The organism is Azonexus sp., from assembly GCF_036170495.1.
Classification (GTDB): domain Bacteria; phylum Pseudomonadota; class Gammaproteobacteria; order Burkholderiales; family Rhodocyclaceae; genus Azonexus.
Genome location: NZ_JAVHPH010000294.1, coordinates 1 through 13,868, shown reverse-complemented (window position 1 = coordinate 13,868; position 13,868 = coordinate 1). Strand labels below are relative to the sequence as shown.

General features: G+C 66.6%; 7 protein-coding genes. 3 read left to right on the top strand and 4 right to left on the bottom strand.

Annotation, left to right across the window (positions count from 1 at the left end; genetic code table 11):
• Positions 1–33 precede the first annotated feature (33 nt).
• The 4 genes from ADADOO_RS10745 to ADADOO_RS10730 all read right to left on the bottom strand — a co-directional run bounded on the left by ADADOO_RS10745 (position 34) and on the right by ADADOO_RS10730 (position 6,455).
• Complete coding sequence (locus tag ADADOO_RS10745; RefSeq protein ID WP_511277432.1) at positions 34–2,727, bottom strand: PD-(D/E)XK nuclease family protein; 2,694 nt, start codon at positions 2,725–2,727, stop codon at positions 34–36.
• Positions 2,728–2,754: 27 nt separating this feature from the next.
• Positions 2,755–3,501 (bottom strand): ComEA family DNA-binding protein, encoded by a 747-nt coding sequence (locus ADADOO_RS10740; protein ID WP_511277431.1) that lies wholly within the window; start codon positions 3,499–3,501, stop codon positions 2,755–2,757.
• A 48-nt stretch (positions 3,502–3,549) separates the two neighbouring features.
• Positions 3,550–5,736, bottom strand: coding sequence for a patatin-like phospholipase family protein (locus ADADOO_RS10735; RefSeq protein WP_511277430.1), 2,187 nt, complete (start codon positions 5,734–5,736; stop codon positions 3,550–3,552).
• 62 nt (positions 5,737–5,798) lie between these two features.
• Positions 5,799–6,455 carry an OmpA family protein gene (locus ADADOO_RS10730; protein ID WP_511277428.1) on the bottom strand — a complete coding sequence of 219 codons (657 nt, stop codon included), beginning with the start codon at positions 6,453–6,455 and terminating at the stop codon, positions 5,799–5,801.
• 169 nt (positions 6,456–6,624) lie between these two features.
• Here ADADOO_RS10730 and ADADOO_RS10725 point away from each other — a divergent pair, with 169 nt between their 5' ends.
• The 3 genes from ADADOO_RS10725 to ADADOO_RS10715 all read left to right on the top strand — a co-directional run.
• Positions 6,625–8,682, top strand: coding sequence for a site-specific recombinase (locus ADADOO_RS10725; protein ID WP_511277427.1), 2,058 nt, complete (start codon positions 6,625–6,627; stop codon positions 8,680–8,682).
• A 9-nt stretch (positions 8,683–8,691) separates the two neighbouring features.
• Positions 8,692–10,368 carry an autotransporter assembly complex protein TamA gene (locus ADADOO_RS10720; protein ID WP_511277425.1) on the top strand — a complete coding sequence of 559 codons (1,677 nt, stop codon included), beginning with the start codon at positions 8,692–8,694 and terminating at the stop codon, positions 10,366–10,368.
• A gap of 1 nt (position 10,369) precedes the next feature.
• The coding region (locus ADADOO_RS10715; protein ID WP_511277424.1) for a translocation/assembly module TamB domain-containing protein at positions 10,370–13,868 on the top strand (3,499 nt) is incomplete at its 3' end.

Sequence of the window (13,868 nt, the reverse complement as noted above, 5' to 3'; positions counted from 1 at the left end):
ATTCTTCGCCTATCGCCAAGACCTTGGCTTGATCTATGGCAAAAGAGACGGAACTGACGCGCCGGCCTGCGCCGCAGCCAACAAGCGGCGGCGTTCGGGCAAACGGAGGAGCGGCAGCACCTCGCAATATTGCAGGCCCTTTTCGTCAGCAAAAACGACGCCGGCCTGGCCCAGCCGGACCTCTTTAGCCACGGCGTGCAGCCGCTCGCGCCAGTGGGTGATGACGGCGATCCAGTCCGGAAACTCGGCCGGATCAAAAATTTTCTGCTTGTCGTCGCCGATACCCTGGACGCCGGGCAGGATGTCCTTTTCATCGGCCACACCGGCGAAGGCCGGCTTGTCGAGCAGAACCTTGGCGAAGACGACAGCGGCGACCTCTTCATTGACCAGTGCGGCGTAGATTGGCAGCTGCGGCTCAGTGATGCGCGGCGCGGCCCAGTTTTTGGTATCGACGGCGGCGCCGGTCTTGTAGTCGATGATGACCTGCCGGCCGTCGGCCAACTGGTCGATGCGATCGACGATCATGTTGACCTTGATGCCCTCGATCTCGACTTCGGCCGGCGCTTCGCAGGCGATGACCTGAAAGCTCTGCCCACGTTTGGCCTCAACCTGCAGCCAGACCTCAATCAACTTGGCCAGCCGGCCTGCTTCGAGTTGGCGAAAACGGGCCGGCAGCGTGATGCGGCGGTCGAGTTCGAAGCTTTGCAGCGCCTTGGTCACGGCTTCGGCGATGGCTTTCTGGCGGCTCGGTTCGCCCAGGGCGGCGAGCGCATCGGAGGACCGCACCGCCGTCCAGAAAGCCTCCAGCGCCTCGTGCACGAGCGTGCCGCGCGCCGCCGGGTCGAGGCCTTCGACCGGTTCGTCCATCGCCTCCCCACCGAGGCGGAACTGGAAGTAGGCCCAGGCCGGGCAAATCGCCTGGGCGCGCAGGACCCAGCTGCCGCCGGAAACTTTTTCGCCCTCGCCGACCGGCGGCGCCATGGCGTCGTCGACCAGTTCGAGCGCCGCGGCCGATTCACCGGCCAGTTGCCGGGCCAAAGTCACCACTTCGTTCAAGGCACCCGCTGCGAGGGGAATCCCGGCAATCAGCGGACTCGGCCGCAAAACGCGATTGCCGTCGGCCTGGGCGAACGAGAAAGTCACCTTCGGCGCCGACAGCGCCAGCCGGGCATGGACGCGCTGGGCGAAATCGAGCTCGACTTCGGCGCTGGCGTGTGCCGCCCCGGCGGCACGCAGCAATTCAGCCGGCAGGAGCGGATTGGGGCGCGGTGGCGGCGGCCAGAGGTCGTCGTTCATGCCCATGACCCACAGGGCATCGAACTCGAGGCCGGCGCTTTCGAGCACGCCGAGCACCTGGATCCCCGGCTGGCCGCGCGTTTCGGGCTGGAACAGGCGCTGGCGACAAAGTTGCGACAGGCGGCGCACCGCTTCGGCAAAGGCCAGCGGCCCGAGCAGGCCGTCGAGCCGGCCGAAACCGTCGAGCACTTCGCCAAAGGCCCGGCGTGCCTGGAATTCGTGGCTGGACAACGGCCGGTCACCGGGCCAGCCGGCCGCCTTGAGGCAATTGCGGAAGACCCCGGCCCATTGTCCGGGCGGCAGCTTGCGACTGGCCGCTGCGGCGGCTTCGGCGAAAGCGTCCAGGGCGGCTACCGTTTGCGGGCAGAGCGGCGCTTCGCTTTCGGCCAGTCGCCGGGCCAGACGGATCAAGGCGGGCAGCGTCGTGAAATAGGGCAGATCGCGGCGCAGGGCGGCGTCGAGCCGGGCCCGGCCATCGGCCTCGCCCTCGGCGGCCGACCAGCCACCGGCCAGCAGCAAGGCCGACAGCCGGCTTTGCTCGACCTTGGCCCTGCCGCTACCGAGCGCCAGCAGATCGAGGGCAACACGAATCAGCGGCAAATCGGCCAGCGCCCGGCCGAGCGAGAAATTGAAAGCGCGCGGCACTTCGGCCGCATCGGGACGAATCAGCGCCGGATGCAGGGCGTCGTCGAGCAGGAATTCGAGCCGGTCGCGCACACCGGCCAGATCGGGCGCCACGATGCCGAGCTGACACGCCGGATTGGCCGCCAGTTGGTCCTGCACCCAGGCGACCACGGCGGCGCATTCGGCGTCGCCGTCGGCGCAGGCAACAACTTGCTGATTGCTACGGTCAACCGGAAATTTCGCCTGATTTTGCACACTCACGCCGCGCCCCGCCAGGGCCGCCATGAGGTCGCGTTCGAGCGGCGTGTAGCGGTCGAAACCGACGAAGGCAACGCTTGCCGGCAGGGCAAAATGGCCGGCCGCGATCAGTTCAACAACGTGTCGCTGCAAGCCGGCCGGGTCGATCCAGCCGTTGCTCCGGCAACGTTTGGCGAATTCCGCCTGCCAGCCGATGAACAGCTTTGCCTCATCGGACAACGCGCTGCCGTCCGCCGTGATTTTCCAGACCCGGGCCAGCGCCTGCGCCTCGGCGGCCGAGGCGGCCATGCCCTGGACGTCGAACAGCGGCGCCGCTTCGGTCAGCGAGGCGGCGATGACTTTTTCCCAGAGCAGACGTTCCGAGAAAGCGTCGAGCCCCACGGGCAAATCGGCGATGCCGCTGAGCAGCGCCTCGTCGGCCAGCGTGGCAAACCACTGGCCGAGCGTCAGCGCCTGCCGGGTGCGCCACACCGCCCGCTCCGCCGGCAGCTCGCCGCGCAGGGTTTGGGCCAGACGCGTCGTCGCGCAGAGGTAGAGGCTATCGCTCAACCGGGCCTCGGCCGTTCGCCACTATTTTCAGTACGCCGCCGGCTGCGCCGGGCTGGCGGGTTTGGCCGGCGCGCCGGGCATCGCCGGGCCAGCGGGTTTGCTCACGGGCGAGGCCGGCTTTACGGGGGCCACCATCGGAGCGGCCGGTTTGGCGTCAGCGGCTGCAGGTTTGGCCGAAACAGGGGCCAGAACCGGGGCCGGAACGGCCAGTTTGCCGGGCATCGCGGGCTTGGCCGGCGCTGGAGAGGCCACGGTAACGGCCGCTGCAGCAGGCTTCACGGCAGCTGGAGCAGCGGCCGCCGCCTTGGGTTCCAGCACCGGCTTGGCTGGCCGGCTGGGGGCAGCCGGTCGGGCAGCCTCAAGGGCCGTCGGCTTGCTCGCCGGCGCCGCCGGTTTGTCGAGCGGACGGGTGGGCGCTGGCGCCATGGGCTTCGCTGCTTCGGCTGGCGAACGGCTGACCGGTGCGGGGCGGGCGGGCGTCTGAACGGCGGCGGGGGCCGCGTTCGGAAGGCGGGAAGTGCCGCTGACAACGACATCGCGGCGCAGGTCTTTGAGGGTTTCCGGGCCGATGCCGGGAACGTTTTCGAGTTCATCGACCGTTTTGAACGGCCCGTTTTTCCGGCGGTAATCGATGATGGCCTGCGCCTTGGTCGGACCGATGCCTTTCAGGCCGTCCAATTGATCGCGGGTGGCCGAGTTGATATTGACCTGGGCCAGGGCTAGGCCGGCCCACAGCAGACAGGACGCGGCGGCCATCAGAAAACGTGATTTCATGCTTTTCTCCCGGAAGATGAGTCGTTCAGTATGCCATTCGCCGTGTCGTCAGGGCGTCCCGACGAATAGAAAGAGGTTGGAAACGCCGCTCGTCGAATAGCCGAAGCCGACGTAGGCCGGCCCGAACGGCGTCTGGCCGCCAAGGTACAAGGCCGCCGAGTCGAGCACGCCGACCCGCGTCGATTCCGAGTAGGGAGAGCCGACCTTGGCCATTTCGAGCGCCAGGCCGACGCGCATGTCGCCGCGCAGGCCGAGCGGCAGGCGGCCGATGATCTGTTCGCCGCGCAGGCCAAGGTAGCGGATGTCGTCGCCGATGATCTGGCTCGGGGCGAACGCCGTCAGGTTGAGGAAGCCGCCCAGCGTGCCGGCGTCGAAAACCGGCAGATTGCCGCGCGGCGAGCCGGTATAGCGCAGCCGGGCGTTGACCACCGTACCACCGACAGCGTAGGCGCCGCGCAGGTCGGCATCGGCGCGCGCGTAGTTGCTGGCGGGCGATTCGAACCACGAAAGCTGTGTCGCCCAGCCGCGCGTCGGGAAGTGCATACGGTCGAACTGGTCGAAATCGAGGCTGGCCTTCCAGCCGGTCATTTTCTTGTCGCCGCGGGGCAGCGAGGGGTCGCCAATATCGAGGTCGAAATAGCGATGGCGCTGGACCCAGCCGAAACGCAGCGGCCCGAGCAGGCCGATGTTGGCGCCGAGATAAGCGCCGACAGCGGTTTCGCTGTCGCGGTACTGGGCGATGCGCTTGTCGTCTTCATAGACATTGAGACGGCTTTGGCCGGCTCCGGCGACGCCTTCGAAGAAGACGCGCTGGCGGGCGTCGAGCGGCTGGTAGTAGTTGACGCCGAGGCGGTTGTTGGAGCCGATTTCGCCGTGGTAGATCAGCTCGCCACCGAGGCGGTTGAGCCAGGTCTGGTGATAGGCAGCGCGCAGGCCGAAGGTCGAGCCCTGGCTGTTGTCGGCCTGCAGGTTGATGGCGAAGCGCGCGTAATCCGGCCCCCAGCGCTTTTCGATCGGCATGACGCGCAGAATGTTGCGGTCGCGCTGGGCGAGCACGGTGTAATCGACGCTCTCGTAGTAACCGTCGCCGTACATGCGCAGCAGGTCGCGGTTGATCACCGACGGCCGGATGGTTTCGCCGGGCTGGACGCTGAGATAGCGCTCGATGACGCCCTGATTGGCCCGATCCAGGCCGACGATCTCGATGTCGTCGATGCGCGGCGAGCTGCGCCGGCTGACTTCGATACCCTGCCACCACGCCGCGTAGACCGACTCGCTGACCGACAGGCGGGCCAGCTTTTTACTGGCGCCTTCGGTCGCCAGCCGGCCGCTCTCGGCGGCCTCGGCATGCTTTGTAAAATCACCCGCGGTGATGCCGTTGAGCTCGGGCTTGAGGTAAATGTCGCCCGGCTTGAGCATGGCCAGCGAACGACTGACGTTCTGCTCGGTCAGGATGCCGACCATCTGCGCCGACACCGTCAGCAGCGAGCCGACCGCCTCAGCCTTGAGCAGCGGCGAACCAACGTTGACGGCGATCACCACGTCGGCCTGGCAGCGCTGGCGCACCTCTGAAATCGGCAGGTTATCGACCAGCCCGCCATCGACCAGCTTGCGACCCTGATGGTCGACCGGGGAAAGCAGGCCGGGCACCGACATGCTGGCGCGCATCGCCGTGGTCAGGGCGCCATCGCGGAAAACCACGCGCTCGCCGGTGCCGATGTCGGTGGCAATGATCGACAGCGGCAGCGGCAAATCCTCGATATTGCGCTCGCCCTGATTGGCGCGCACCAGCTGATTGAAGAATAGCTTGATCTTCTGGCCGGCCACGACGCCGCCCTGGTAGGCCACGCCATCGGCCGAAACACCGCTCTCCGAGCCGGGCAGGTAAGTCCGCGAGACCAGTTTGTTGCGGTAGCTCATCTCGGCGTATTCGGGGTTATCGACAAACATGTCGGCCCAGTCTGCCGCGGCCAGCGCCTGGCGCATCTTTTCCGGCGACATACCGGCCGCCCAGGCCCCGGCGATGAGCGCCCCCATACTCGTGCCGGCGACGCAATCGACCGGCACGCGCAATTTTTCCAGCACTTCCAGCACGCCGATATGCGCCGCCCCGCGCGCCCCGCCGCCGCCCAGCACGAGGCCGATGCGCGGCCGGGCGGCGTCGGTGGCGAAGGCTACGGTCGACTGGAAAAAAAGGCCAAAAATGAAAACGGCAGCCCGGCGGCGAAACGGCATCGTCATTCCTTATTCGAAAAAAAACCCTGCCGAAGCAGGGTTTTCATTGCAGCAGCGGCCGATTACTTGGTGCCGATGACTTCGATATCGACGCGACGATCCGGCTGCAGGCAGTCGATCAGGGCCTTGGTCTTGGCGTTGCCCTTGCACTTGTTGCCGGTGACCGGTTGCTTTTCGCCCTTGCCTTCGGTGTAAACACGGTTGGCTTCGATGCCCTTGGCGACCAGATATTCCTTGACGGCGGCAGCCCGCTTTTCAGACAGTTTCTGGTTGTAGGCGTCGCCACCGAGGCGGTCGGTGTGGCCGACAGCGAGGATCACTTCGAGCTTGATAGCCTTGGCCTTGGAAACCAGCTCGTCGAGCTTCTGCTTGCCGGCCGGACGCAGGACAGCCTTGTTGAAGTCGAACAGCGCGTCGGCAGCGACGGTGATCTTTTCACCGGACGGCTTGACGCCGGCAGCCTTGGCGCCGCCGGTACCCGTCGCGGCAACCTTCGGGGCGCAGGCTTCGGCCGGCAGCAGGTCCTTGTCGCACTCGCAACCGGCCTTGTCGGCAGCGGCAGCGGCCGGGGTCCAGTAGCCATCACGCCAGCACAGGCCGGTGCCCGACTTGGCAACGACGTCACGGCCGTCGATCAGATAAACGCGCTCTTGCGCCACAGCGGTAAAACCAATACCGGCCAGCAGGGCCAGAACCAGAGATTTTTTGACGATGTTCATTTTTGGCAGTCCCAGTTTAGTCATTAGGATGAAGGATTATTTTGAAACCATCCAATTCTATTACGAATCGTCACATTTCAACCACTTGTCGCCCATGGTGATGCTGGTTTATGTCCGTTACCATGGGGCGGTCAGACCTCCCGACAGGCACCCCGGAACCCAAAAAAACATGACAAAAATCCAGGCCTTTTTTCTCTGGCTGTTTGGCCAGGCACCCCAGGTAGGCGATCCCCTGGCCGATGCCCTGAACCGCTTTCGCGCCCCCGACGCCGACACGCTGGAACTGATGCGCCGGCTTGTCGCCGTTCTGCGTCCGCGCCACCGGCGCGATGCCGGTTCGGCCGACCGCTACCAGTTCATGCTCGACCGCCTCGAATCCGACCCGGACCTGCTCGCCGCCTTCCGTGGCCACATCGTCCATTTCATCGCCACCCGCCGGCTCGTCACTTTCTTCACCGATAGCGGCGTGCTGCCGGGCACCGGCTTTTTTTCGGAATGGTGGCGCATCCTCGGCAGCCGCCTGCTGCCGGAAGTCCCCGACGCGCGCCGGCTCAAGGATTGCCTGCACGTCATCTACGACCAGACCAACGACTGGCGCTGGCTGGAGGCGATTCCGCCCGATGCCGCGCAACGCTTCTGGGCCCTGCTCGCCCCGGCCGACGAACTGCGCAATGTCGACTGGCACCGCATACAGGAGCAGATGCTCGATGCCGTACTGCTGCTCGCCCACCGGGTCAGCGGCCTCGGCATCGAAAACGAGCTAATGCGCGCCTCGCCCAATCTCGACGATGACACGCCGAGCTTCGTCGCCCTCTCGGCCGAGGCGCTCGATTTCGTCAATGCCTTCCGCGCCGCGCTCAGCGATCCCGAACAGGTTGCCGACGACGGCAGCCAGTTACTGGTCATCGCCGACCAGTGCCAGAACACACTGGAACGCATCCGCAAGCGGGCGCTCACTGTCGGTACCAGTCTCCATCTCTCCTACATCTTGACGCGTGCCGAGCAAAGCCTTGAGCGCTTGCGCGACCTTGCCGCCATCCTCACCGCCAGCCAGCTATCGACCACCCGCGGCGAGGCCATCCAGTCCTGGGGCGAATTCGCCCACGCCGCCTTTCTCGCCGAAAACCGCCGCAACAGCCTGCGTTTCTACGTTGCCCAGCTCTCCCGCCTGCTCGCCGTGCGGGTCACCGAAAACGCCGCGCGCTCGGGCGAGCATTACATCTGCGACACGAATGCCGACTACCGCGCGATGTGGCGCTCGGCGGCTGGCGCCGGGGTGCTCATCGGCCTCATGGCCCTGCTCAAGATCAAGGCCGCCGCCCTGCAAACGCCGCTGTTTGGTGAAGCTTTCCTGTTCAGCATGATTTACGGCCTGGGCTTCGTCATCATCTTCCTGCTCGGCATGACGGTCGCCACCAAGCAACCCGCCATGACGGCGCAAACGCTGGCCGGCCTGCTCGGCGACATCAAGCCGACGCGCAGCGCCGATCTCGAGCGGCTGGTCGATGTCGCCGCCGCCGTCAGTCGCAGCCAACTCGCCGCCATTGCCGGCAACGTCATGGTGGCCCTGCCGGTGGCCATCGCCGTCGGCCTCGGTCTGAGCTTCCTGGCTGGAGAACCGCCGATCAGCGTGGACAAGGGGGCCCATCTCATCGCCGAGCTCGACCCGCTGTCGTGGGCGCTGCCCCACGCCGCCATCGCCGGTTTCTACCTGTTCCTCTCCGGCCTGATCACCGGCTATTTCGACAACCGCGCCGCCTACGCCGACATCGGCCCGCGCATCGCCCGCCTGCGCTGGCTGCAGGCGCTGGCCGGCAGCGAGCGCGCCGGGCGTTTCGGCAATTACATCCAGGAACGCCTGGGCGGCATCATGGGCAACTTCCTGTTCGGCTGCATGCTCGGCTCGACCGGCGTCATCGGTACCATCCTCGGCCTGCCGCTCGACATCCGCCACATCGCCTTCGCCTCGGCCAATCTCGGCTACGCGCTGGTCGGCTTCCAGTTCGAGTTGCCGCTCAAGGCCATCGCCTGGGCCGTTTTCGGCATCGCCACCATCGGTTTCACCAACCTCGCGGTCAGCTTCGTGCTCGCCCTGCGCACCGCCCTGCGCGCCCGCGGCATCGTTTTCGAGCACTGGGGGCCGCTGTTCCGGGTTCTGTGGAACCGCTTGCTCAGCCAGCCACGCAGTTTCCTGCTGCCACCGCGCCAAGCCGCTGCTGACGCGTAAAATGACGGCGTGATTAGCCGCCGCCTGCCCTTCCTTCTTCTCGCCCTCGCCGGCCCGCTCGCCGCAGGCGAGCTTTCCGTGCAGGCGCCGAAGGACATCAGCAAGCTGCTGGCCCCCTGGCTGCCGGAAGAAGCCGGTAGCCCGAGCCGTTTGCAGGGGCAATTGAGCGAAATCCTCGCCACCGAAGGCTATTTTTCGCCGGAATTCACTTTCACTGAAAACGATGACGGCCTCAAGCTGGCCATCGACCCCGGACCACGGACGACCATCGCCAGCGTCGCTGTCACGGTCGACGGGAAAATTGAGGCAAAAACGAAATCGGCCCTGATTGCCGGCTGGGGCCTGCCGGTCGGCCAGCCTTTCCGCCAGGAAGACTGGAACGATGCCAAGCAGCAGATCCTTTCCGAGCTGCTGGCCGTCGAACATGCCGATGCCTCGCTGCTCGACAGCGAAGCCAGTATCGACGCCGAAACGCACCGCGCCGACCTGCACGCCCATTACGACGCCGGCCCACGCTACCGTTTCGGCAGCATTCGCGTCGAGGGCCTGCAAAACTACCCGCCCGACCTGATCGCGCGCTACAACCGCGCCGTACTGCCCGGCCAGCCTTACCGCGAAGACCGGCTCAACGCGTTGCAGGGCACGCTGCAAGCTACGCCCTACTTTTCCTCGGTGCAGACCACGCTCGACCGCGAGGCAGCCGTGGTCAATGAGGACGGCACGGCGACGGCGCCCGTGCTGGTCCGCGTCCGCGAGCGTTCGCCGCACCGCGTTTCCTTCGGCGCCGGCGCCAGTTCCAACACCGGGGCCCGCGTCGAGGTGAATTACCACACGCCCAACCTGCTCGGCCGCGGCTGGGCGCTCGACAGCGGTCTGCGCTACGAGCAGAAAAGACAGACCGCCTACGGCGACGTCTTCCTGCCGCCTGACCAGCGCAACCGCCGGCACAGCGTCGGCATCATGGCCGAAGCGGCCGACATTCAGGGCCTCAAAACCGAGCGCTACGCTTTCGGCGCGCAGACCGTCCAGCAACGCGGCATCGTCGAACAGCGCCTGTCGCTCAACTGGCAGGAGGAAAAGCGCGAAGCCAGCGGCGCCAGCCCACAAACCGCCCGGGCGCTGGTCCCCAATGGCGTATGGACCTGGCGCCACATCGACAACCTGCTCGACCCGCGTGATGGCACCGTCATCCAGGTGCAGATCGGCGGCGGCGCCAAGGCCGCGCTGTCCGACCAGAATTTCGTCCGCCTGCACAGCCGCGTCCAGCATTACATCCCGCTCGGCCGCGTCGACACGCTCAATCTGCGCGGTGAAATCGGCTACACCTTCGCCGATTCCCGCCAGCACATCCCGCAGGACTACCTGTTCCGCACCGGCGGCGCCGGCTCGGTGCGCGGCTACGCTTACCAGAGCCTCGGCGTCCGCGAAGGCAGCGCCATCGTCGGCGGCCGCTACCTGGCCATCGCCAGCGCCGAAGTCACGCACTGGCTGAACGACAGTTGGGGCATCGCCGCCTTCGTCGATGCCGGCGATGCGGTCGATTCCCTGCAGGACATCCGCCTCGCTGTCGGCGCCGGCCTCGGCGCCCGCTGGCGCAGCCCGGCCGGGCCGATCGGCGTCGATCTGGCCTACGGCGAACGGAACCAGGAAGTGCACCTGCATTTCTCGCTGGCCATTCCGTTCTGACATGAAACGCCCCCTCACCCTTTTCGCCCTCCTCGCCGGCGCCGGCGCCGCCGTCATCGGCGGACTCGGCTGGTTGACGACCAGCGAAAGCGGTCTGCAATCCGCCATCGGCCTGGCCCAAAGCGCCACCGCCGGCCAGCTGCAGATCGAACAAGCCAGCGGCCGCCTGCTCGGCAATCTCGACATCGGCCAACTGCGCTGGCAAGGCGCCAGGCAGCAAATCGAAGCGACGCAGATTCACCTCGACTGGACGCCGTCAGCGCTCTTGCAAGGCACGCTGGACATCGCCGAACTCAGCATCGCCAGCCTGCACATCGTAACCACCCCGAGCCAGACGCCAACGCCCGCGCCGACCGACCTGCAACTGCCTGTTACGGTCAACGCCAAAAAACTCTCAATTTTGAAATTGAGCGTCGGCGACGGCTTCACCGCCACTGACCTCGCCGCCAGCTTGACCGGCGATGGCCGCCAGCACCAGCTTGCAGACGTCCATGCCCTGACCGGCGGCGTCGCCATCACGGGCCGCGCCAGCCTCGATGGACTCGCCCCCATGCCGCTCACGGCCAGCGCCGAGATTGCCGGCCAGCTCGACGAGCGGCCGCTCGCCATGTCGCTGACCGCCAACGGCCCGCTCGAACGCATCGCACTGACAGCCGTCGCCACTCAAGGCGTCGCCGGCACGGCCGAGGTCGCGCTCACGCCCTTCGCCGACGCCGCTTTCGCCAGCGCCCGCCTCCTGCTTGAAGACATCGACCCGGCCACCTGGCAGCCCGGTGCGCCGCAGGCCAAACTCAGCATCACGGCCGACATCGCGCCGCAAGGCGACGGTATCGTCGGCAGCTTCGGCCTGACCAACCACCAGCCCGGCCCCCTCGACCGCCAGCGCCTGCCACTCGCCACACTGGCCGGCACCGTCGACTGGCAGGGCAGCACCGCCAAATTGGCCACCCTGCACGCCACCCTGCCCGGTGGCAGCGAACTCGACGGCAGCGGCGAATGGCGCGACGGCGCCCTGAAACTGGCGCTGACCGCCAGCCGCCTCGACGCCGTGCAACTCGTCTCGACGCTACGGTCAACCCGATTAAATGGCCAAATTTCAAGTCTTGTCGGCGCCGAGCGCCAGCAACTCAAGCTGAATCTGAAAGACGCCACCTTCACCCTGCTCGCCGAGGCCAGCCACGCCGACCAGCGCGTCGAACTGCCGCAACTGCAACTCTCCGCCGGCGACGCCCGCCTGAGCGCCAAGGCCGAACTCGCCCTAAAAACACCGCGCGCCTTCACGGCCGAAGGCGAGCTGCAACGATTCGACCCAAGCCGCTTCGCCAAAGTGCCGGCGGCGCAGATCAACGCCAATTTCAAGGCCGGCGGCCGACTCGACCCGCGCGCCGTGGTCGACGCCAGCTTCACGCTCAAAGACAGCCGGGTCGCCGGTCAGCCGCTGAACGGCCAAGGCAAACTCAACATCGATTGGCCGCGCATTCCCGGCATTGATATCCAGCTCGTTTCCGGCACCAACCATCTGACGGCCAAAGGTGCTTTCGGCCAGCCCGGCGACACCGTCGTTGTCGACCTCGACGCCCAGCAACTGGCCGCCTACGGCCTGGACGGCGGCATCACTGGCCGGCTTGACCTGACCGGCTCGGCGCAGCAACCGAAAATCGCCGGCCAGCTCAGTGCCGCGAAAATTGGTAAGCCCGGCGTCGCCCGCCTCACCGGCCTGAACCTGAAAGCCGACGGCGGCGGTGAGGCGGGCTCGGCGCTGAGCCTCGATCTCACCATCGCCGCCCTCGACAGGCCGGACCAGCCCGGCCTGCTGCGCGCCATCCGCCTGCATGGCGAAGGCACGAACCAGGCGCACAGCCTGACAGCCAGCGCCGAAGTGGCCGGCAAGAATCTGTTGAATATCGCCGTGGACGGCGGTTTGAGCAGCGATTTCAGCCAGTGGCAAGGGCGGCTGCTCGAAGCGAAACTGAACAGCCCCGACAAATCGCGCAACTTCCACCTCGCCGCGCCAGCCCCCATCAAGCTCGCCGCCACCGGGTGGAATGTCGGCCCGGCCAAATTCGTTGGCGACCCGCTCGACTGGCAAGCCACGCTGCAGGCCGCGGCCGACGCCGGAAAACTGCACGCCAGCCTGAACGCCAGCGGCAGCCGCATCGGCCAGGTCGATGGCGAACTCAACGCCGCCATGCTCGGCGCCTGGTCGCTCAACCAAAACGCCCGCTGGCAGGGCAGCCTGAAAACCGACATCGCCGACCTCGGCTGGCTGGCCGAGCTGATCGGCGAGGGCTGGCAGAGCGAAGGCCGCCTCAACGGCGAATTGCAACTGGCCGGCACGCCCGCCGCGCCGCTGAGCAGCGGCCGTTTCCGCGGAGAAAAACTGGCCCTACGCCTGCCCGGACAGGGTCTCAACCTGGCGCGCGGCGAACTCGATGTCGATCTGCGTAACAACCTGCTGCACATCAACCGGCTCGGCTTCGACAGCCTGCTCCAGCCCATGCCGCGGGCGATCCGGCTCGATGCGCGCGACGACCTGGCGGCGCTGACCAAGCAGCCGGGACGACTTGAAATTTCGGGCGAAATTCGGGTTGACCGTGGCATGCAGAGCGACAACGCCTTTCTCGACATCAAGCTCGACCGCCTTGGCGCTTTCCAGCTACCTGATCAGTGGGTTGCCGTTTCCGGCAACGGCCGGCTCAGCCTGAAAGACGGCACGCTCGGCGCCGTGGGCAAACTGACTGTCGATGCCGGCTACTGGCAACTCGCCCCCGGCGGCGCGCCGCGACTGTCCGACGATGTGGTGGTCAAGCGCCGGGGCAGTGAAAAACCCGCGGCCAGCCTGCGCCCGAAACTCGAACTCGACATCAGCACCGACCTCGGCCGCAATTTCCTCTTCAATGGCGCCGGCCTGTCGAGCCGACTGGCCGGTGCCATCCGCATTACCGCCCACGGCCGAGACCTGCCGCGGGCCAGCGGCACCATCCGGGCGCGCAGCGGCCGCTTCGAAGCCTATGGCCAGAAGCTGGAAATCGAACGCGGCATCCTGAGTTTCAACGGCCTGCTCGACAATCCCGGCCTCGATGTCCGTGCCGTGCGCCAGGGGCTATCGGTCGAACCCGGCGTGCAGATCAGCGGCTCGGCGCAACGGCCGATCATCAAGCTGATCTCCGACCCGGAACTGCCCGATGCCGAAAAGCTCGCCTGGCTGGTCCTCGGCCACGGCCCGGAACAGATGGGCGCCGGCGACGCGACGCTGCTCTTCTCGGCGGCCGGCGGACTACTCGGCAACGAATCGGGGGGCGTCATCCAGCAGTTGAAAAACCGGCTGGGATTCGACGAATTCGGCCTTCGTCAGGGCACTATCGGTGGTTCCGGCGGACGCCAGCCAGGCAGTCGGGTGGCCGGCGGCAACAGTATCGACACGGCCGGAACGACCGGCCAGCAGATTCTCAGCGTCGGCAAACGCCTGACGTCAAACGCGCTGGTTTCCTACGAGCAGA